The 20,369-nt window shown below is 61.1% G+C and carries 23 protein-coding genes; 14 read left to right on the top strand and 9 right to left on the bottom strand.

Annotated features, from left to right (window positions below; translation table 11 throughout):
- Window positions 1-24 precede the first annotated feature (24 nt).
- Window positions 25-438 carry a (R)-mandelonitrile lyase gene (locus tag AC1DWA_RS16065; RefSeq protein WP_134998916.1) on the top strand — a complete coding sequence of 138 codons (414 nt, stop codon included), beginning with the start codon at window positions 25-27 and terminating at the stop codon, window positions 436-438.
- Window positions 439-451: 13 nt separating this feature from the next.
- On the opposite strand, the gene lexA is transcribed toward AC1DWA_RS16065, so the two are convergent.
- Window positions 452-1,141 (bottom strand): transcriptional repressor LexA, encoded by a 690-nt coding sequence (lexA, locus tag AC1DWA_RS16060; RefSeq protein ID WP_477846445.1) that lies wholly within the window; start codon window positions 1,139-1,141, stop codon window positions 452-454.
- A gap of 77 nt (window positions 1,142-1,218) precedes the next feature.
- Here lexA and AC1DWA_RS16055 point away from each other — a divergent pair, with 77 nt between their 5' ends.
- The 3 genes from AC1DWA_RS16055 to AC1DWA_RS16045 all read left to right on the top strand — a co-directional run bounded on the left by AC1DWA_RS16055 (window position 1,219) and on the right by AC1DWA_RS16045 (window position 3,600).
- Entirely contained in the window at window positions 1,219-1,677 is a 459-nt protein-coding gene (locus tag AC1DWA_RS16055) for a hypothetical protein (RefSeq protein ID WP_134998917.1), read from the top strand.
- A 184-nt stretch (window positions 1,678-1,861) separates the two neighbouring features.
- The gene (locus AC1DWA_RS16050) at window positions 1,862-2,731 is read left to right on the top strand and encodes an aldo/keto reductase (RefSeq protein ID WP_198586335.1); all 870 of its coding nucleotides are present in this window, start codon (window positions 1,862-1,864) and stop codon (window positions 2,729-2,731) included.
- A 122-nt stretch (window positions 2,732-2,853) separates the two neighbouring features.
- Window positions 2,854-3,600 carry a phosphotransferase family protein gene (locus AC1DWA_RS16045; RefSeq protein ID WP_020971013.1) on the top strand — a complete coding sequence of 249 codons (747 nt, stop codon included), beginning with the start codon at window positions 2,854-2,856 and terminating at the stop codon, window positions 3,598-3,600.
- A 368-nt stretch (window positions 3,601-3,968) separates the two neighbouring features.
- On the opposite strand, the gene AC1DWA_RS16040 is transcribed toward AC1DWA_RS16045, so the two are convergent.
- Window positions 3,969-5,468, bottom strand: a complete 1,500-nt coding sequence (locus AC1DWA_RS16040; RefSeq protein WP_477846444.1) for a flavin-containing monooxygenase — start codon at window positions 5,466-5,468, stop codon at window positions 3,969-3,971.
- A 633-nt stretch (window positions 5,469-6,101) separates the two neighbouring features.
- On the opposite strand from AC1DWA_RS16040, the gene AC1DWA_RS16035 reads away from it, so the two are divergent.
- Window positions 6,102-6,647 carry a helix-turn-helix transcriptional regulator gene (locus AC1DWA_RS16035; protein ID WP_228117944.1) on the top strand — a complete coding sequence of 182 codons (546 nt, stop codon included), beginning with the start codon at window positions 6,102-6,104 and terminating at the stop codon, window positions 6,645-6,647.
- Between the two features lie 167 nt (window positions 6,648-6,814).
- A complete protein-coding gene (locus tag AC1DWA_RS16030; RefSeq protein ID WP_070385230.1) occupies window positions 6,815-7,702 on the top strand; it encodes a ScbA/BarX family gamma-butyrolactone biosynthesis protein in 888 nt (295 codons plus the stop codon).
- Window positions 7,703-7,740: 38 nt separating this feature from the next.
- On the opposite strand, the gene AC1DWA_RS16025 is transcribed toward AC1DWA_RS16030, so the two are convergent.
- Complete coding sequence (locus AC1DWA_RS16025; RefSeq protein WP_003940238.1) at window positions 7,741-8,385, bottom strand: ScbR family autoregulator-binding transcription factor; 645 nt, start codon at window positions 8,383-8,385, stop codon at window positions 7,741-7,743.
- Window positions 8,386-8,471: 86 nt separating this feature from the next.
- On the opposite strand from AC1DWA_RS16025, the gene AC1DWA_RS16020 reads away from it, so the two are divergent.
- From AC1DWA_RS16020 to AC1DWA_RS16010, 3 genes are all read left to right on the top strand, one after another.
- Window positions 8,472-9,314: an NAD-dependent epimerase/dehydratase family protein gene (locus AC1DWA_RS16020; RefSeq protein WP_477846443.1), complete on the top strand. Its 843-nt coding sequence runs from the start codon at window positions 8,472-8,474 to the stop codon at window positions 9,312-9,314.
- A 361-nt stretch (window positions 9,315-9,675) separates the two neighbouring features.
- Window positions 9,676-10,794 (top strand): hypothetical protein, encoded by a 1,119-nt coding sequence (locus tag AC1DWA_RS16015; protein WP_477846442.1) that lies wholly within the window; start codon window positions 9,676-9,678, stop codon window positions 10,792-10,794.
- A 147-nt stretch (window positions 10,795-10,941) separates the two neighbouring features.
- A complete protein-coding gene (locus AC1DWA_RS16010) occupies window positions 10,942-11,088 on the top strand; it encodes a hypothetical protein (protein ID WP_189637336.1) in 147 nt (48 codons plus the stop codon).
- Window positions 11,089-11,093: 5 nt separating this feature from the next.
- On the opposite strand, the gene AC1DWA_RS16005 is transcribed toward AC1DWA_RS16010, so the two are convergent.
- Window positions 11,094-11,750 (bottom strand): alpha-ketoglutarate-dependent dioxygenase AlkB family protein, encoded by a 657-nt coding sequence (locus AC1DWA_RS16005; RefSeq protein ID WP_477846441.1) that lies wholly within the window; start codon window positions 11,748-11,750, stop codon window positions 11,094-11,096.
- A 94-nt stretch (window positions 11,751-11,844) separates the two neighbouring features.
- Here AC1DWA_RS16005 and AC1DWA_RS16000 point away from each other — a divergent pair, with 94 nt between their 5' ends.
- Genes AC1DWA_RS16000 through AC1DWA_RS15990 form a run of 3 tightly spaced genes read left to right on the top strand, consistent with a single transcriptional unit; the run spans window position 11,845 to window position 13,143 of the window.
- Window positions 11,845-12,189: an ArsR/SmtB family transcription factor gene (locus tag AC1DWA_RS16000; protein ID WP_021331798.1), complete on the top strand. Its 345-nt coding sequence runs from the start codon at window positions 11,845-11,847 to the stop codon at window positions 12,187-12,189.
- Window positions 12,190-12,191: 2 nt separating this feature from the next.
- Entirely contained in the window at window positions 12,192-12,674 is a 483-nt protein-coding gene (locus tag AC1DWA_RS15995) for an SRPBCC family protein (RefSeq protein ID WP_019745615.1), read from the top strand.
- A 40-nt stretch (window positions 12,675-12,714) separates the two neighbouring features.
- Window positions 12,715-13,143, top strand: a complete 429-nt coding sequence (locus AC1DWA_RS15990) for a VOC family protein (protein WP_070795573.1) — start codon at window positions 12,715-12,717, stop codon at window positions 13,141-13,143.
- Here AC1DWA_RS15990 and AC1DWA_RS15985 read toward each other — a convergent pair.
- From AC1DWA_RS15985 to AC1DWA_RS15965, 5 genes are read right to left on the bottom strand one after another with little or no spacing between them, the layout of a single operon-like run.
- The gene (locus tag AC1DWA_RS15985) at window positions 13,106-13,399 is read right to left on the bottom strand and encodes an Ada metal-binding domain-containing protein (protein WP_477846498.1); all 294 of its coding nucleotides are present in this window, start codon (window positions 13,397-13,399) and stop codon (window positions 13,106-13,108) included. The genes AC1DWA_RS15990 and AC1DWA_RS15985 overlap by 38 nt on opposite strands.
- Window positions 13,389-14,108, bottom strand: a complete 720-nt coding sequence (locus tag AC1DWA_RS15980) for a 2OG-Fe(II) oxygenase (RefSeq protein ID WP_477846440.1) — start codon at window positions 14,106-14,108, stop codon at window positions 13,389-13,391. Before AC1DWA_RS15980 ends, AC1DWA_RS15985 begins: the two co-directional genes overlap by 11 nt.
- A 21-nt stretch (window positions 14,109-14,129) precedes the next feature.
- Window positions 14,130-15,149, bottom strand: a complete 1,020-nt coding sequence (locus AC1DWA_RS15975) for an ABC transporter substrate-binding protein (RefSeq protein WP_477846439.1) — start codon at window positions 15,147-15,149, stop codon at window positions 14,130-14,132.
- A complete protein-coding gene (locus AC1DWA_RS15970) occupies window positions 15,146-16,522 on the bottom strand; it encodes an MFS transporter (RefSeq protein ID WP_477846438.1) in 1,377 nt (458 codons plus the stop codon). Before AC1DWA_RS15970 ends, AC1DWA_RS15975 begins: the two co-directional genes overlap by 4 nt.
- 46 nt (window positions 16,523-16,568) lie before the next feature.
- Window positions 16,569-16,988 carry a MerR family transcriptional regulator gene (locus tag AC1DWA_RS15965; protein WP_007729752.1) on the bottom strand — a complete coding sequence of 140 codons (420 nt, stop codon included), beginning with the start codon at window positions 16,986-16,988 and terminating at the stop codon, window positions 16,569-16,571.
- 132 nt (window positions 16,989-17,120) lie between these two features.
- Here AC1DWA_RS15965 and AC1DWA_RS15960 point away from each other — a divergent pair, with 132 nt between their 5' ends.
- Together AC1DWA_RS15960 and AC1DWA_RS15955 are read left to right on the top strand one after the other, a co-directional pair.
- Window positions 17,121-18,530, top strand: coding sequence for an ABC1 kinase family protein (locus tag AC1DWA_RS15960; protein WP_308371319.1), 1,410 nt, complete (start codon window positions 17,121-17,123; stop codon window positions 18,528-18,530).
- A gap of 77 nt (window positions 18,531-18,607) precedes the next feature.
- The gene (locus AC1DWA_RS15955) at window positions 18,608-20,335 is read left to right on the top strand and encodes a PucR family transcriptional regulator (protein WP_477846437.1); all 1,728 of its coding nucleotides are present in this window, start codon (window positions 18,608-18,610) and stop codon (window positions 20,333-20,335) included.
- The last annotated feature ends 34 nt before the right edge of the window (window positions 20,336-20,369 follow it).

The following is a 20,369-nucleotide window of genomic DNA, read 5'->3' as shown; positions in this document are numbered from 1 at the left end:
CCCTTTCGATTCCGAGGAGACCTCATGGAAATCTTGAAGCCCCAGCCCACCAGCAAAGCACCCAGCGACTGGTTCACCGGCGACGTCTGGTGGGACGTCATCTACGCCGGCCAGGAGCCGTCGAGGATGCGCGCCAACATGGTTCGCTTTGCACCTTGTGCGCGAACCGACTGGCATTCCCACGCCCTCGGGCAGACCCTCCACATCGTCTCCGGGACCGCGCTGGTTCAAGCTCGCGGCGGCGAGATCGTCGAAGTTCACCCGGGCGAGACCATCTATACCCCGGCAGGAGAGGAACACTGGCACGGCGCGGCACCCGACCGTTTCATGACCCACCTTGCGCTGTGGGAAGGACCCGGCGAGGGAGGCACCGAAACGACATGGGGCGACAAAGTCACCGATGGGGAATACAACGGTCCCCGCGCCAACCATCGCTGAGACCGGACACCTCTCAGATACGTCGCATCACGGAAACAACCTTGCCCAAGATGGCCGCGCGATCGCCGTCGATGACGCTGTATGCGGGATTACGAGGCTCGAGGTACACGTGACCGTCGCGACGCCGGAGCACCTTCACGGTGGCCTCGCCGTCGATCATCGCGGCGACGATCTCGCCGGAATGGGCCTCGTCCTCGCGCCGCACCACGACGACGTCGCCATCGCAGATTGCTGCGTCGACCATCGACTCACCGCGCACCCGAAGTCCGAACACCGTGCCGGAGCCCACGAGCTCGCGAGGAAGCGCCAGCACCTCGTCGGCGTGCTCCTCCGCGAGGATCGGCGCGCCGGCCGCAATGTCACCGACGACCGGAACCGTCACCGTATTCGACGACGATTGCTCCTTCGCTCCCACGAGGAACGGCCGCACGTCCAACTGCCGAGCCATGGCCGCTCCTCGGCGGAGGAAGCCCTTTTCTTCGAGGCTCTTGAGGTGCTTGGATACCGTCGACGTCGAGCGCAGACCAACCGCGTCTCCGATCTGCCGCGTGCTCGGTGTGCACCCGTTGGCAGCCACGAGATCCCGGATGGTCATCAGAATCTGCTGCTGGCGGAGCGGCAGGGAGGAGGCGTCGAGGCCACCGAACATGTCGAGATCGTCGTAATCGGTCACGACGAGAATCGTAGTGAGGGGTCCCGACATCCAATCCAGGCAGCCGCAGCCTGCCAGAAACGGCACAGGCAGTTTGTTTCCCGAGTGGCGCATGGCACGCTGAGCTCATGGAGCCTCTCGAACCGATGCGCCCGGTCAGTGTTGCAGTCGACACGCGGACCAAGACTCCACTCTGGAAGATGGCGGTTCTCTATCCGGCAGTGACATCGGTGTTCATGTTTGCCGCACTCACCACCCGAACGGGAATTGGTCTTGTCGTCCTGGGACTGGTCATTTTCGCAGTCGGCGCGAGCACTTATGCGATGTCGGAGCGACGGATGCTTCGGGAGAACTCGGGGGTTCGAGTTCCATACTTCGCCGGACCTCCTGTCGCCCCGCGGCACGTCGATCTACTCGCGGCAGCAGGGATGCCCCTGCTTACGAGTGGAGCGGTGTTGACCGTCCGGGCATCCGTTACAGAACGTCCTTGGGTTTTCATATCGGTGTTCGTGATAGCGATGGCCCTGGCAATAACTGTCCCGATGGTTGTGCATAACGTGCGGGCCAAGCGGACAGAATCAGCCTGAGCAAGTCAGGACACTCGGCATTTCGCAGCGTGATATTCAGCTGTTTACGCCCACTTCGGAACAGCGATCGACAGCTGCACCGCGTCAAGCGCTGAACGAGCGATGCAGCGAGATGTCGAAGTCGCCGGAATCGGCCTCTTTGGCGACCTGGTTCTGATCAGCGACCCCGATAATGTACTCGTTCATGACTGTCGCGCCGAAAACATTCGATGATGTGCCCATCCAGGGCCTGGGCCTGATGCGATTGACCGACAACGGGTGGGGTGATGCTGACCGCGACCCCGCCGCACTGGTTCGCGCCGCGATCGACTCCGGGGTGCCCATGCTCGACACAGCCGAGATGTATGGAAACGAAGAGCTGGTTGGTCGGGCAATTGGCGCCAACCGTGAACACATCACGTTGTGCAGCAAATTCGGTGTCTACCGCGGGCCGTCGGGTCATCCTGATGACTGGAATGTTCGGGCGGACTCTGCAACGGTGCGCGCGGCCATCGAGGGCTCACTCAGGCGCCTCGACGTCGATCACCTCGATCTTTACTACCTGCATCACCGCAGCGAGGACACACCAATCGAGGAGACCGTCAACGCTATGGCCGAGCTCCGCCAGGCAGGGAAGATCCGGGCTCTGGGGCTGTCCAATGTCACGCTCGATGACATCCGACGAGCTCATGCCGTACACCCCATCACTGCCGTGCAAGAGCAATGGTCCCTTATACGGCGAGATGTTGAACTGTTTCTCCCAACGCTCGCCGACCTCGGGATCACACTGGTCGCACATTCGCCGATGGGGCACGGCAACCTCAACCACTCCACCGGCAATCTTGTCGCTCGGTCCCTCGCCAGCATCGCTTCTCGTGTCGGAGCGACGGCTGGCCAGGTCGCTCTTGCGTGGGTCCATCAGCGCGGGCGCGGGGTCGCGGCCACCGTCATTCCCCTGCCCGGCACCACGAGCATCGCTCATCTACAAGCCAACATTGCTGCTTCGCGAATTGATCTCAGTGAGACTGACTTGGCGGACCTTGATGATGTCACGCAGCAAACAAGGGAGCAGTAAGGCAGTTTGTTGAGAAAGTTTGAGGTGCGGGAGGTCAGCGGAACATACCGCGCTCCGATCGCGAATGACCGCACGCGAGAAACCCGGCGACGCCAAGGCGCATCCCAGCCATACTGACCGACGTGACAGAAGTCGAGGTTGTCGTCGCCCATAGCGAGCGCGCGACTCTGCGCGTCGGCGAGGTGTTCCTCAAGATCGACGCCGATCAGTCGAATACCGACGTCGAGGTCGAAGCAATGCTCCGAGCCCCAATCCCGACAGCGCAGATTCTGTGGCGCAAGCCGCCCGTGCTCGCGCTCGCCGCTCTGCCGGGAAACGCGCTCGGTCGCCTAGGCAGACCGTCGACCACGCCTTCAGCGGCGTGGGCCGCAGCGGGTGCCGCCGTTCGAATGCTGCACGACGCACCGTTGCCGCCCTGGCCCGGCCGTAGTCTCGACGACATCGCCTCAGAACTGGACCGCGAATGTGCATGGCTGACCAGGAGCGGGGTGGTTGCCACCGGAGTGATTACATCCAACCGTCGGATTGCCGAGATTGCGCTCAGGTCGTGGACACCGGTATTCACACACGGTGATCTCCAAGCCTGCCATGTGTTCGTAACCGATGACGAAGTTGCCGGCGTCATCGACTGGTCCGAAGCCGCGCAGGGCGATCCCTTGTACGACCTCGCAACACTGACCCTCGGCCACCCGGAACATCTCGATGACGTGGTTGAGGGCTACGGCGCTGACGTCGACCTCGAGGTCATCCAGGCGTGGTGGTCGTTGCGCAGCTTGAGAGGCGTGCGCTGGCTGGTCGAGCATGGTTTCGATCCAGCCGCGCCGGGCTGCGAAGTAGACGTGCTGAATCGACAGGCGATGCGCGACTGACAATAACCGAACCATCAGGACGTCCTCCCCCAATCTGCCAAACCTCCGACTCGCGCCAAAATTGCTGCGGCCAAAAGTATTTCGTGTCGATGACGGCACGGTTAGGCAGGTCGCGACGCGTTCGCGCCGCCGTCGATTGCCGTCAGCCGGCAAACGCCTGGATATTGTCAGCGAGCGGTGGTCGTCTCAATCGAGTTTCGGACCGCGGCAAGCACGTCCAGCCGCCCACATGGCAGACCGAAGTCTGGACTCGCTCTTCCTGCAGCAACTTTCGGAACGCCGGTGAGCGCGAACCGTGACCCTCCAACGAAAACGACAAGATCACGGATACATGCGAGGTACAGCCCGTTGATTCGAGTGGAGCCGGCTCAGGCGCTGGCGGCCTTGTCTGCAGTTTCGACAAGGGTCTCGACCTTGCTGAACTGCAGCACACCGTCTTCGATCTCGGCGTCGTGCATCAGCTTGCGGTCGCGGTAGTAATTGTTGACCACTTTCCACGCGCCGCGGGCACCCTGACGCGGCATTTCTCCGTCGCCGCGCTGGATGTAGCCCGAGGTCAGGGCTCCGCCCATGAGAGATTCTTCGGCGAAGTCCTCGGGTTCGGCGTGAACCTCGAAAGTCGTGTAGCTGCGATCGCGCATGATCTTGAGCACGCGACACAGATAGGACGCGGCCAGGTCAGCCTTGAGCGTCCACGACGCGTTGGTGTAGCCGAGAATCATCAGAAAGTTGGGAATGTCGGAGTAGAGCACGCTCTTGTAGGCCACAGTCTCGTTGAGCTTGACCGGCTCGCCGTCGATGCTCATGGTCGCCCCGCCCAGAATCTGTACGTTCAAGCCGGTCGCCGTGACGATGACGTCGGCCTCGATTTCGCGGCCCGACTCGGTCACGATGCCCTTCTCGGTGAACGTGGCGATACGGTCGGTGACGATGTCGGCCTTGCCGCTCTTGAGCACCTTGAACAGGTCCCCGTTGGGAACCACGCACAGGCGCTGATCCCACGGGTTGTAACTGGGAGTGAAGTGACGCAGGTCCACGTTCTTGCCGAGCTGCAGGCGGATCTGGGCGAGGAACAGCTTCTTGGCCAGCTTCGGGTTGGTGCGAGAAAGCTGAAAGCTGGCGCGTTGCAGTGCGATATTGCGGGCTCGACCAATCTTGTAAGCAATCTGGTCGGGAACGCGTGCGAGCTTGAGACCCTTGGCAACAGGGTCCTCGGACGGAAGCGCCTGGATCCACGTGGGCGAGCGCTGCAGCATGGTGACGTGACCGGCGGTGGGGGCCATCGACGGGATCAGCGTGATCGCGGTGGCGCCGGAACCGATGACCACTACCTTCTTTCCGGTGTAATCGAGATCCTCCGGCCAGTGCTGCGGGTGCACGATCTGACCGCGGAAGTCGTCCTCACCGGGGAAGGCGGGGCGGTAGCCCTTGTCGTAGTTGTAGTAACCACAGGCGCCGACGAGGACGTTCGCGGTCCACGTCTCGGTCTCCCCCGTCGACTCGACCAGGACGGTCACGGACCACTGCGCGGCGGTACGGCCGAAGTCCATAGACACGACCTTGCGGCCGAAGTTGATGTGGTCGGTGACGCCGTATTCCTTGGCGGTTTCCTCGACGTAGTCACGGATACTGGCGCCGTCTGCGAGCACTTTGGTGCCGATCCAAGGACGGAAACCGAATCCGAAGGTGAGCATGTCGGAGTCCGAACGGATGCCCGGGTACTTGAACAGGTCCCAGGTGCCACCGATGTTCTCGCGGCGCTCGAGGATCGCGTAAGTGCTTCCGGTCTTCTCACGAATGAGGTGGCAAGCCGCGCCGATTCCGGACAAGCCAGCGCCGATGATCAGTACGTCGACATGCTTTGTCATGGAGGAAACTCGTTTCGTAGGTCGTCGCGAAGCTACATCTGGCGTCGGCAGTGGCCGAGAACGATCGGCCGGTTCAGGCCGGGTTCCCTAAGGTCAGCGCCAATGTACAGGGTATGTGCAACTGACGGTAACAGTCAATATCTCGACCCGACTGGGTACAGAACATTGAGAGTGCGACGCACCGGCTCGCGGAAACTCGATCGAGACGACTGAATGCCGCCAGCCACTGGAGAGTCGTTCACGTCGTCGACGGAACGTCCAATGGCTCGTCTACGCGGGATACTCATCGCCCAAATATTCAGCGCCCTAGCATAATTCGAAGGTCCACGATCAGGTGTCGGACGCGCGAGTCTCCATGGGCGGACGGACAACTGCGCTATCGCTGTCACCCTTCGTGCGCATCAGTGAAGAGGTCACTCCGATAACGAGCCCGCTGACGAAACCACGCTGAAACCAACGGTTTTGGATTTGCAACGAGGAAAACGGGCGGACTGGACCTCCGCCGGTGATGTAGTCGCTATGACACACTCCAGCACAGTCACGGTGTACACCACTCATAGCGATCGAGGGTTCGCCAATGCAATCGCTGCCGGAATAAGCGCCGGGGCTTATTCCGCGCCACAAACCGCAGACATGAGCCTGTTAAGGCACCACACCAGCGATCACGGTAGAGCGCTTGTTCTCCTACCACTCGGGGGCGTCGATTGGCAGGTGAAGGAGCTTTCCGCACTCGAGGGATCGGTCCTGGTCGGCGATCTCAGTAGCGGCCGCTCCATGATTCGGGGGCTTGCTGCGGGCGCCCACTCCGCGCTCAACTCTCAACTCCCGTTCGCATCGCTGCTCGATGAGCTGCAGGCCGCACTCAACCCCAATTCCACTCAACTTGCACACGAGAAGTCCTCGCTCGTACAACGCATCCGGTTGCGCACCGAAGAATCCGCACGAATCGGCAGTCTCACCGATCGCGAGTTCGAGATCGTGGGTCTTCTCTACGGCGGTTCGAATGTCGACTCGATTGCTCGAACCGCCCACATCGCACCGACCACGGTTCGCGCCCACGTCCGAAGCATCCTGCAGAAACTGGGGGTGCACTCCCAACTGGAGGCATGCGCGATGCTCCGCCGCTCTGGTCACGACGCACGTAGACACCCACTGGAACTTCGGATCGGACGCTTCTAGCAGGAAGTGCCCCAGACACACTCGTTGAGATGGGTGCTACCCCTGATCGAACTCGACCTTCGCAAAGATCGTCAATTTTGACGATTCGACGACGTGTCCGGACGTCGAAAATTGGTTCCTACACGACACCGAAGACACGAGCGAACATCGAAAGGTGCATTCAATCAATGGAATACACACGCACAGTGCCGCGGCATCTCGTCCACAGACATGCTGTTGCCGAGGTTTTCTTGACGGACTACCGGATCGAATCGGACTCGGCGTACCAGGTTGCTGTGCAACTCCCGGTCTCGCACCGGATATTCGACGTATCGAGCGAGCAACACGATCCACTCGGGATGGCAGAAGCATTTCGACAGGCAGTGGTGCTTCTCTGCCACACCCGATACGAGATTCCACTGCACTACAAGTTCCTCATGGAAACATTCAGCTTCGAGATGTTGGATGCGCTCGACGTGCAACCAGTCGCGGAGCCGTTGAGTTTCTCGATGACAGCGGACAACCTCACTTATCGCGACGGAGCGGTCTCGGGGGTCGAAGTGTCGGGGATCCTCAGAGAGGGCAACCGGCACGTCGCCAGATGCAAAGCTGTTGCGCGAGGAGTCAGCCCTGAGGGATACCGTCGAATTCGGCAAGGACGAGAAGACCACCGCCCGAGCCGGCGCATCCTTCCTTCCGGAACCGCGGTGGTCGGATCGGAGCGAGTCGGACGCCTAACCGATGGAGATGTGCTCATCAGCACTGATCCTGCTCGGCACACGATGTTCTGCACTCCCGATCCGCGCAACCACTCCCTTTTCGACCACCCCGTCGACCACATCCCAGGAATGATTCTTTTCGAGGCCGCCCGACAAGCGGTCCGATTCCACATCGGCAACCCAGCAACCAAGATCGCCTCACTCTCGGCGGTCTTTCCGAGGTTCACTGAATGGGAAACGCCGTGCGAGGTGTCAACGACCCCCCTTGACGCGTCAGGCCATGTGCACCGAGTTCGGTTCACTCAAGAACTGGAAACCACCGCGGAACTTGAACTTACAGTTGCGGACCAATCATGAGAGGGAACGAACACGTTCTTCTCGTCGCGTCTTCCACGTCAAGCGCTCGGTGCTTCCCACTCTCTCGGTGCAAGCGCCGCCAGTTGCATGACGTGCGCCAACTTGTCCTCGCGGACGATCGTTGGCAGCACCAAGTTCCACATCTGACTCAACCGCTCGTACAGATCGGTTCTGCCCGTAAGCATTTCCGAGAGAATCTGCACTCCGGTGAACGACCCCACCACAAATCGAGCCAACGCGTCGATATCGGTGCCCGGGACGATATCGCCGGCTTCGGCGGCTTGGGTTGCCACCTGCTTGATAGCCTCGATCCAATCGAGATACGGCTGTTCGATGGGACCTTGAATACTGCCGATCTCCATCGTCAACCGCATGCCACCTCGCGCGATGGGCTCGGTCACAAGCTGCCGAGCCATCTCCTGCGAAACAAGCACCAGGGTTTCGACCGCGATGTCGGAATGCGCAGCAACCCTCCGGGTACCCTCCATCGCCATACCGTGCTGCGCTGCGATGACCGCGTGCGCAAGCTCCTCCTTCGACGCGAAATGAAAATACATCGCACCCTTGGACACGCCCCCGTGTTGCAAGATCGTGCCCAGACTGGCGGAGTACCCGAACTTCTCGAAGCTCTTCGCAGCACCCAAAATGACGGCCTGGCGCGTGAGGACCGCACGCTCCTGCATGATCTACCCAGCTCTCGTTGCCGACGGAATGAATCTCAACGATACGTCGAAAGACCCGGCAGCAACGCCCTCGACACGGACACACCATGACGACTCTGGTACTCGGAGCCACTGGTTTCATCGGCTCAGCAGTGATGAACCAGCTGGTTTCCCGGGACGGAAACGCTGCAATCGGTTTCGTTCGCACGGACAGCGCAGCCAAACAACTCAGCCGCAACGGAATTGCCGCCATTATCGGCGACATTAACGAAAGCGCCTCTCTACGAGTTGCAATGAGCCAGGCGTCGACCGTCATCTGCTGCGTGTCGTACGTGGGCGACGACGAACAACAGTGCGTTCGCGTCAACGAACACGGCATACGAAACGTTGCGTCGATCGCCGTCGCCGTCGGCGTCGAACGGCTGCTCTACGTCAGCACCGCCGCGGTGTACGGGCCAGGCCCGTTTCGAGACCTGCCCGTCAACGGCGCACCTCTCAAACCCCTCTCACCTGCCAGCCGCACGCGCGCCCTCGCCGAGGAGTTCGTGCGCGACGCCGGAGGCCTCGTCGTCCGGCCCCATCTCGTGTACGGACCCGGCGACAGATGGTTTCTGCCGACACTGACGCGAATCGTCTCTCGACTCGACTCGATCATCGACAATGGTAGCGCGATCCTGTCAGTAGTCGACGTAAACCTACTCGCCCGATCTATCTACAAACTGTCGACAGAACAGCAATTTCGCTACGGCTCAACACTTCACGTCAACGAACCTGTCCCGCGGACAGTCATCGACCTTCTCGAGCATCATGCGCGGGAGACCAATTGGACTCTGCCCCAAAGCTCTATCCCCCGCGCCGACGCAGTGAAAGCTGCTGCCCAGCTGGGTCTCGACATGCACAAGATAGACATGATCAGTCTCGATCACTGGTTTCGGTCGAGACTGTACTGATGACACAAAGGTTGCTCTCGCCAAAACAACTGCCTCCCAAACTCTTCAGTTCTCATTCGGGATCATCCTGCGCAATGAACAGGACCTATTGCGCTGTCACTACAGACGAACAGTGCGAGCACTGATGGACGAAACGATGGCTGCACAATGACGGCAGTGGTCGCGCCCACCAACAATGGCCGCGTTCACGCGACTGGCAGCAGCCGGGGGTTCCCTTCCGTCCACCTTCGCCGCCGAATGCAGCGCGTGACGATCTACGTCGTGCGCGACGAACCGGCCAGGAGCTCTGACATCACGGGAGAAACCTCTCCATCTCGCCGACCTCAGCTACCGTCATCTGAACCAGAAAACGGGAGAACAGATGCTCACTGCGGATATTTTGCTGTCGGGACCGCGCGGGCGCCGGATGCTGCTCGCGTACGCGATCGACGCCGAACGCGCCCTGCGGCCCGAGCCAGGCGACGGCATGTTCCGCATCAGCGCTCACCGGGCGGCTTATCACCTCGACGTCGGGCAAGGCACCTCCCGAGTGTTGTTCGGCCCGGGCGCCGAAGAGGCCCGGCGGACAATAGTCACCGCCGAGGATGTGGCGCGTAGCCTCTCGGAAATCTCGCTCCCCGACGTCACCGCCGTCGATCTACGTTCCGCCCTCGCAGAAGCCGTCGATGCGGCACGCTACTGGCAGGAACCCGACGGAGAAGACGTCCTCGTCGCCACCGAGGTTATGCAAGATGAGCTTCGACGCGTCGCGGAGCACATTGCCGGATCCGAACAGGCGCAATGGTGGAGCAGCCCGCTTGCCGCGCCCGACCAATGGTCGATCATGAGCCGAGGCGAGGAATCTCCGGACACACGCGAGGTGCCTGCTGCGCAACAACTCCTCAGCGAGTGGCGCACGAGCACCCTGGAATCGGAAGCGAGAGCTGAACGTGACCGCCCGGTGGATCCCGCGGCGAACTGGTCAGGTTATTGGTGGTCGAATCCACCCACGCAGGGTTCGACGAGGGCGCTGTTCGACGGGACTCCGGCGGGCTTGTGGTTCATCGAAGACAGCATGGGATGGGAACGGGCCGTCGTGCGAGCATTGCGGCCACCGAATGGCGCACGTATCTACGAGATCGACAGTGCACAAGCCTGGTCGGAGCTGTGCAGACGGTTCCCACTCGAGGTCACCGCAGAAATGCGGCAGGTTTGGTACCGGACTACCGGCCGATCAGGCAGGTGGGTCATCCCGGACTGGGTGCAGGTCGCGGAAAGTTTTGAGGGAGTGCACCTTACCGTGACGGGATACCTGGCGGCGGCAGGAACCGCGATCGAGGTCGATGCCGACACGGCGAGCGTCATCGCGGGCTGGGCACCCGACGAAACATACTGGTTCACCGATGCTGCCACCTACATCTCCGAGCCGTGTGTTTGGGTGCTGCACGACGGCCCGGAAGTGACCGACCAGCCCGCATGGACGCTGGAATCGCAGCAATGACCCACACGTGAGGGTCTGCTAGGCATGAGATTCCGTGAGGAATCGATCGCAGTTGCCCTCCGGGTCGGGTCAACCTCAACGGCCTACCGATTTGCACCCGGCCCATCCCCGACTGGTGGATCGGAGCCGGAAGTCGACAATGAGGGCATGAACGAGACACAACCCCACAACCTCGAACGAGAGCGCTGGCGCACGCTGCCAACTCCACCGTCGACCGAGTTGATCGAGATGGTCGGGGACGGACCTTCGAGCGCAGACTTCGACCCGACTGCACCAGTGGCACAGCAGGGGTGAGACAGTCACGACATTCCGGTATCCCGCAGGGTGATGTTCAGCCGCCCGGACGGCAGACCAATGTCGGGAATTGCACTTCCCGCAATAACTTTCGGCACTCCGTGATACGCGAACCGAGACTCCCCACCGAAGACGAAGAGATCACCCGAATGGAGTTCGACGTCGGTGTACGGCTTGTTCCGGTTCTCGGAATTCCCGAATCGAAAGACACAACTCTGCCCGACGCTCAGTGAGACGACGGGAGCGTCGCAGCGCTCGTCCTTGTCCTGATGCATACCCATCCGAGCGCCCTCGTCATAGAAATTGATCAGCGCAGTGTCCGGCGTGTACCGCTCCCCCACAGTCGGATCATCATAGGCCGCGGCAACTGCGCTACGGCCGAGGCCAACGAGCCAGTCGGGCACAGCGGCAACCGGTTCACCGTTCACGTCGTCGGCGGTGCGCGTGTATTTGTACGGCTGCCAGTGCCAACCGAGACAGACTGTTTGCACCGACACCTTGTGCCCACCAGGGACGACGGCCGAGCGCATCGGCACGGGCGCGGTCGCCCACCGTCGGCACTCGGCCACCAAGGTGCGCTGTTGTTCGATGCTGAGCCAATCCGGAACGAGAATCGCCCCTGGCGCCACTTCCATTCGTGGCCGAGGAATCAGAGCGTTCATGAAATCCACGCTAATCGGTTTCGAAGCATTGACACCCTCCGCCTAGGCTCGTATCGTAATCAACAGATTGGTTGATAAAGGAGATGGTTGACAAGTGATCGTGGATCCAGGGGCAGACGAGCGCCTCGACAAAGCGTTCATGGCGCTTGCCGACCCGGTACGACGGCGGATCATCGCCCGCCTGAGCACCGGTCCCCAAACGGTCAACGAGTTGGCCGAGCCATTCGAGATCACGAAACAGGCCGTCTCCAAACATATTCAGGTACTCGAAGCCGCGGGTTTGGTCACTCGCAGCCGCGAAGCCCAGAGGCGGCCGGTACATCTCAACGCCGCAACTCTCGAGGCTTTGACCGCCTGGATCGATCGCTATCGACTGATCCACGAACAACAGTTCCGCAAGCTCGATCACCTACTCAGCACCACACAGAAGGAGACTTAGCCATGGCTACCACCAATCCCGTCACCATCACGGCTCCTGAGGGCGTGCCGTACATCGACATCACCCGCGAATTCGACGCACCCGTCAGTGCCGTCTTCGCAGCTCATTCGAATCCCGAACTGGTGAAGCAGTGGCTCGGCCCCAACGGATACGAGATGGAGATCGACGAATACGAGTTCGTGAGCGGCGGTCGATACAAGTACGTCCATCGCAACCCCGAGGGCGAAGAGTTCCGGTTCAACGGTGTATTTCACGTTGTTCGCGAGAACGACTTTGCCATCCAAACCTTCGAATACGAGGGGTTTCCCGACGTCGTCAGCATCGAATCGATCACGTTCGAGGACCTGGGCAACGGACGCACCCGTCTCTCCGGCCATTCCGTATATCCGAGCCTCGAAGCGCGAGACGGAATGATCGAGAGCAATATGGAGCTCGGCGTCACCGAAGGTTACGAACGCCTGGACAAGATCGTCGCGCAACTCTGACCACCTGTTTGCCCGAACCTCTTCAGCGAAAGGCAGTTTCATGGACTGGACCCTCGAAGTAGTCATCGTTCCCGTCAGTGACCTCGACCGCTCCATCGAGTTCTACCGTGACAAGGTCGGCTTCGATCTCGACCACCACACCGTCAACGAACACATGACGGTCGCCCAGCTCACTCCGCGTGGTTCGGGCTGCTCGATCGTCATCGGCAACCTGCCGTCGCAAACCGAGATGGCCCCTGGTTCGTTGAAGGGATTGCAGTTGGTCGTGGCCGACGCTGCAACGGCTCGCCAAGAGCTCATCAACCGCGGCGTCGATGCCAGTGAGGTCACCGTCTTCGACGAGCGCGACGGGGGCACCTTCTTCGGATTCGCCGACCCGGACGGCAATACCTGGGCTGTCCAGCAGCTGAAGGTCCGCGGCGACAAGCCGCTCATTCCGAAGGAGTACCGCGACCGCTTCGGCGCGTAGCAACTGCCTTCCAGGTTGCGTAACCTTCGGGCATGCAGACAGCACAGGGGCGATAGCCGGCCGCAATCGCGGTCGGCTCGTCCGCGAAGAACACCCGACTGGCGACATACCCACCACGCGCGATTGCCTGCGCAGCCCCTCGACAGTCGAGTCGACCGTAGATCTTCGTTTTCCGGTGCCCGCCAAGGACACCGGGCGTCGAACTCTCGTAGGGTTTGTTGCGAGCGTCGCGGAGAGTGTACGTTTTACTCGGCATCATGAAGCACCAATCCCAATGTTCGACGCGTGCCGGATTGCACCACACTGACACCATGTCGCACAGGGGCTCTCGACCACCCCCGCGAACTCTGCACCGGTCGATCCCGCGTGGTGAAGATCAACGCGTGACCTTGCTCGAGAACTGTCACCGTCCCTTTCGACTGGGCGCGCGGCCGCTGTTCCACGAGCAAGAACTCGCCGTCGGCGTGGTCGATGCGAGGTCTGTCGAGCCCGATCACGACTTGCAAGGGAAACACCAACTCTCCGTACAAGTCCCGATGCAATGCATTCCAGTCACCAGGTCCGTAGGACAGAAGGATCGGGGTAGGGCGATTCTGACCGGCGTCGTGACACTGATCGATCCATTCTTCGAATGAATCCGGCCACGGTGCACCCTCGCCCAGCTTGAACGCCCACTCCCGCGCCACGGGCAGGAGGTGTCGGTAGAAGGCGGATCGCATAGCCGTGATCGGCTCCGGTACGGGATCGCCGAAGTACCGGTACTCCCCCTGGCCGAAGCGGTATCGAGCCATGTCGATGGTGCTCCGGAACCGGTCGACGTCCGAGTACCAGGAAGCAATTTCGCGGCACTCCGACTCGTCGAGTATCGGCGCCGTCTGGGCACACCCACTGGAGTTGATTCCCTCGATCAGCGCAGGCCAATCGAGGGAATCAACTCGAGCAGACAGATCGGTGAAGAGGTCCATACGTCGTAGACGACGCGGCGGTCAGGAATGTGAGAATGCCAGCAGCTGGTCAGCCAGATTGTTGTACGTACGGGCGATCCCGGCATAACTGAGCACGGGTTCCGGATTCCAGGTCCCGATCCTTCCCGCCTTCACCGCGGGCAAGTTGGACCACGCAGGATTGGTTCCGAGCGTATCCAGTTGCAAACTGGACGGGCGATCGTCGAGGAAGATCATGTCGGCCGGATAGTGGTCCGCCATCTCCCAAGCCAGTTTCTCGACGTAGACCGACGATCCCTCGGCCGGATCGACGACGGCAAGTCCCAATCCCGCCAGGTCTGCGAGGATCGGGAATCCCGAAAGACTGACACGAATCGTGTCCGGATCTGCGGACGCGAACAAAACCTGTGAATTATTCAGCGAAGAAGCAACTTCGGAGATCCGCGCACGCGCAGCGTCGTAGTCTTTTCGCTGAGCCTCCATATCCTGGTCCGCTCCGAGTTCCACGGCCAGTTCCACGATCTCTTGCACAGTTCGGTCGATGGTTCCTGCTGCCGTTTCCACGAACAGTACTGTCGACAAGCCTTTCACCGCATCCAAGTTCGCCTCGTCTAGTAGTGCCGAACCACGCAACTGAGGGACGATGACGACGTCCGGCTCCAGCGCAGCGATCTTCTCGAGTTCCACTTGTCCCCAGAGCTGCCCGACCATGTCGATCTTCGAGAAATCCAAGTTGCCGGAGATGCTGGTGTCCGTTGATCCCGGTGATCGTGTCAGCGCCACGAAAACACCGACAGGCACCAGTCCGTAATCCCAGAGAGCACCCGCGATACCGGTGTAGGTGACAAATGTCCTTGGCGGTGAATCCAATTCGATCAGGTTGCCGCGATCATCGGTGAAGGACCAGCCTGCATCGCCTTCACCCCCGGCATCTGCGCCCGAACGCGAGCAACCGGCCGCTGCCAGCGCAGCAGCCAATCCTGCTGCAGCGCCGAGGAACCTGCGGCGATTCCAGTCCATCTCGAGACGCCGGTGCGGTCGTGGAGTGAACAGCGTGGTCATGTGTGTGCCCTTTCGGCGATTGGTTGAACTGTTGCAGGAGTTGACGAACGAGAAAAGAGAAGGATCGATACCAAACCCGTGAGCATTCCGACGCCGGCGCAGAAGACCAACGGCCACAGCAAGGCGAACTCGTCCGGACCGGCGAAGAGAGAGCCGCACAACGCAATTCCGACGGCAAGCCCGAATTGACGCGACGAGTTGGCTGTCGCCGAAGCCGTCCCGGCGCGCTCTGCCGGGGCGTCCGACATCGCGGCACCCGGCAGCACCGGCGACACCATCGCGGAACCGACACCGGTCAGAATCAGCCCGGCGATCAGCGCGGGCCAGACCGGCTCGGCGAGAACGTACAGCATGGCCACGCAACCGATTCCGCAGAGGACCGTCCCGAATCCGAGCGACAGTCGAAGGTCGACTCGCTGAAGCCGTGATCCACACAGCGCCGACACGAAGACAAAAGCGAGCGGTTGAATCGAGAGCACGAGTGCGGCCGCCGATGCCGACAGTTCCAGCCCGTTCTGCAGCCACAATGAAAGGACTACGAGCGGGCCGTAGGCCGCGAGGTAGTACCCGAACGCAGCGACGAGGACGCCGTCGAATTTCAGGGATCGGAACAATGCCGGATCGAGCATCGGACTGCTGCCTCGACGCTGCCAGGACACAAACGCCGTCAGCGTACCGATTGCGATCAGGAAGGCAAGAACTGTCGATGACGAAGCCCACCCGATGTCGCCGCCCCACGTCACGCCGAGAACCGCGGCAACGGCAGCGAGGGTGAACAAAACGATTCCGGCCCAGTCGATGTTGTCGTCGCCGCGCTCACTGTCGGCGAAACAGAACACAGCCATTGCGAGCGCTACTGCGGCCACGGGGATTCCGAAATAGAAGACCGCACGCCAGTCGAAGAACTGCGTCAGCAGTCCTCCCGCAACGTTCCCGATTCCCGCCGCCAATCCAGCGACGGCGCCCCACGCGGCAAAGGCGACGTGACGATCGCGGCCCGAATATGCGTCGCCGAGCAGAGGCAGGAGCGTCGCGAACATCGCCGCACCGGCAATTCCTTGCGCGCCGCGAGCAACGACCAGAACCGTGACGTCCGGAGCAATCGCGCACACGGCCGTTGCAACCAGGAACACGACCAGTCCGCAGATGTAGAGGCGTTTACGTCCCCACGCATCGCCGAGTGCGCCCATGCCCACCAGAAGCGCGGCAAGAGCCAGCGTGTAGGCGTCGACGACCCAGGACATCGCGCCCGTACTGCCGTCCAAACCGACTGCGATGGCCGGCACTGCGATTGTCGTGATGGTGGCGTACGTCAGTAACAGGAAAGTTCCGATGCATGCGGCGATGAGCGGCAGCCATCGTCGTGCCGACATGGTCAACCTCCGGATAGGGCGGTAAGTGCGCCCTAACTATGAAGGTTCAAGTCAACTTGAAGTCAAGCGCCGCTTCGACGCGTATGTCGAGCTGCTCGAGCAACCACGGGCACTGCATCGGACGCTCTTGCCGACACGTCAGGTGATGCTCGAGAATCAGCTTCGCTCGCGTAGCAGCGGCGATCTGTGCCTCGAGTGTCGACACTTGATCTGCGAGAACCGTCGAGAACTGGTCGGACGTGGTGTCGGTTTCGATGAAGGACCGCACCTGTTCCAAGGACATTCCCGTCTCGGTGTACATCCGGATCAATGCCAGCCGGCGCAGCTCACGCTGCCCGTACCAGCGTTTGCCGCCAGTTCGCGACCGCGCGGACAGCAGTCCTTCATCCTCGTAGTAGCGCAAGGTCGACGCCGCAATTCCGAACGATTTTGCAACCTCGCCGATCGGGATCAAGTGCTCACGCATTCACCGATCGTAGGCTGAACGCGTAGGCGGTTCCGGCAGTTATGTGTGACTTGGCATACTGACTAACGGAAGGGGTCGCGTAAGTGATCTCACGGCAAAATGCTGGATGCGCTCGTAGAACGAGGGAGAGCTGTGCTGGATCCAACGCGACCTGTCGGGCCGTACTCGTCAGGAGTGCCCGCCACTGCCCTCGAAGTCCACATGCCGGACCTCGAACGCTTCGGCCTCGCCCAGTTGTGGCGTTCCGCGATCATCGCCGTCGTGTTGTCGACGTCGATCATGCTGGCACTGATCGTGTGGCCTTTCCGCAAGCGTGGACGCACGTGGGCTGACGCTGCCTCTGACGGGATGGTCGACGGCTTCATCGCGCTGGGTCCCACCTTCGTCAAGCTCGGTCAACTGGTCGCGTCGTCGTCCGGCCTGTTCCCGGCCCCCGTCGCCAATGCATGCCTACGTTGCCTCGACGACGTTCCGTCATTTCCTGCCGAGCAGGCCAGAAGCGTCGTGCACGAAGACCTCGGATACTCCGTAGACGACCTGTTCGCGAAATTCGACGACGTACCTCTCGCGGCCGCGTCGGTAGCGCAGGTACACGCGTGCGTTCTGCACGATGGCCGCGAGGCCGTCATCAAGATCCAGCGTCCGGACATCTATGCGCGGATGCTGATCGACCTGCGGGCGGCGTACTGGGGTGCGAACATCCTCGAGAAGTTTGTCGAGTTCCTTCGAATTGCCAATGCCACCGCCATCATTCGCGATCTGCACAATGCAACGATGACGGAGTTGAACAGCGCGGTCGAGGCCGACCGGCAGACCACATTCCGGAACAACATCAGCACATTCGGTGACAACAAAGGAGTCACGACACCGGAGGTGTACTGGGACTACTGTGGTCCCCGCGTCATCTGTATGGAACGCATGCGCGGCGTTCCACTGGATCGGTTCGTCGCCGGTCCGGACGGCATCGACGAAGCCCGCATGCTGATCCGACGCGGAGTGAAGGTCTGGCTCGAATCGGTCATCGTTCACGGTCCGTTCCACGGAGATGTCCACGCGGGAAATTTGTGGGTCCTCGACGACGGCCGGATAGCGATGCTCGACTTCGGCATCGTCGGCGTCCTTCCCGAGACCTGGAGATCCATCCTTTCCGACATGTTCCGAGCCACCCTCATCGACGGTGATTTCGCCCGTGTCGCCCGCGGAATTCGATCCTTGGGATATGCAACTGACTACGAAGTCGACGACGATCAGCTCGGTATGCAGGTCGCAACGGCCCTGGCCCCGATTCTCGGCCGTGACCTCGGTGAACTCAAGCTCAGTGAATTGATCATGGCACTGATTCAATTGGGCAAGCAGTGGGGTGTTGCGAGTCCCGAGGAATTGGTTCTTTTCGGTAAACAACTCGGATACTTCGAGCGATATGCGACGGCGTTGGCACCTGGTTGGGTGATCGGACAAGACCTTTATCTGTTCAAGAACGTTTTTCCAGAGGCAGTCGCCGAAAAGGTGCAGGAACTCGGCATCACCATGCCTGACGAATAAATTTGTCCCCTATTTCCTTATTCTGCATTTCGTCTGTCGGGGTTAGCCTGTAATGACCCACCGGCCGAGGAGCAAATGTGCAGCCACTTTCTGTAGCCCTCCCGCAAGCGTCGACAGGTCCGAGGAATAACGGGCCGAGTGTCGGCACCACCCTCGGCGCCCTCATGCATTCCACGGACAAGTCCGTGATCGAACTTCTGGAAAGCCCGGATGGACTCGATGTCGAAATCCGTTCGATCGCCCTCGTCGAGTCCTCCGATATCGACGGCACCGACAGCCGTGGTGCGATCTCCGACATCTACCTCCCCGTAGGGGTTCCCGAATCGACGTTGACGCAGTGGCTGCGAAAGTTCGAAGGCAGGCCGGCGAGGCGTCGCCCGAAGCTTCTGCTCGTCAAGAATGCGCGCGAGGCGACGACGGTTCTCACCGCCGCACGTAACATCGGGATCGCAGTGGCCGCGGTACATCCGCAGGCTAGTTCCGGGCACGTCTATTCGCTCGTACTACGGCTTCTGACACAGAGCATGTACCGTTCGCGGGCCGTCGCCGGAGCCGTGGCCGGTGGTGATTCGGATCTGTTCGCGCTCTCGGAAACGATCGCCGAATTGACTGGCGGACTCGTGACGATCGACGACACGGCACTCCATGTCATCGCATATTCCTCTGCTCACGAAGGCGAAGACGAACTCCGTCAGCTCTCCATACTCGGCCGGGAGTGGCCGATCGAATACACCGAATGGATAGAGAGCATAGGCGTGTTCGAGCATCTCAGGCGATCGGACGAGGTCATCAGTCTGCCCTCCGAGCCGAGCATCGGCGCCGCGCAGAGGCTGGCTGTGAGCATCACCCGCCCGGACCTGTCAGCGCCGACGGGTTCTGTTGCACACCAACACAATCTCGGCAGCATCTGGGTGCAGCGCACCTCTGAACCTCTTTCCCACGACGCCCAAGCGGTATTGCGGGGTGCAGCGGCGGTCGCCGCACGCATTCTCATGCGTACCTTGGACGCCTCCAGCCGCGAGAATGCCCAAGTGCAAAGGCTGTTCGGTGTTCGCTCCGGTGGGGTCGACATGCACTCGCTGGCCGGTTCTTTCGGCATCAACACCGACGGACCGTCTGCGGTCATCGGATTTGCGACATCACTCTCGCCCGGATCGAATCTCGATCGAATCACCAACGCCTTGCGCCTGCGCGCCAGCGCATTCCGCAGCGACGCGGTCACGACGATCATTGACAACCGGATCTACGTATTGTTCCCTCAGGCCGACCACGAGGTCGCTGTCAGCGACTGGGCTTACGACACCGTGCGAGTAGTCGAGGACCGTGCGGGCATCAGCGTGCGCGCCGCAGTCGCGGTCCCGATCGCGCGGTTGCACGGCGTACCCGAGGCGCGTCGAGAGGTGGACCGCGTGCTCGATACCACCGATGATCACGAAACCTCGAAGGTCACCACACTCGCGGCGTCACGCACCGCGGTATTGCTGGGCGAGATACTCGACCTCGTTGCCGATCACGAGCGATTGCGAGACCCTCGTATCGACAGACTCGTCTCCTACGACGACAAGAACACCTCTGACATGCAGTTCACGCTCACGGCCTACCTGACAACTTTCGGGGATGTGAAGAAGGCCGCCTCGTCTCTGAAAGTACATCCGAACACGCTGCGCTACCGCATTCGGCGCGCTGAACAGATCATGGGCATTTCGTTGGACGAGCCGGACACACGACTGCTCACCGAACTGCAACTCGCCATCTTGGGACGAACCCCGGACGAATCCGAAAAATACGAAACGTCCGATCAGTGAGATGGGCCTCGAGCCCGTCCTGAACTCTCGAGTA

The organism is Rhodococcus sp. P4_F3_2 (assembly GCF_056401335.1).
This window is presented reverse-complemented; position numbering and strand designations above follow the sequence as displayed.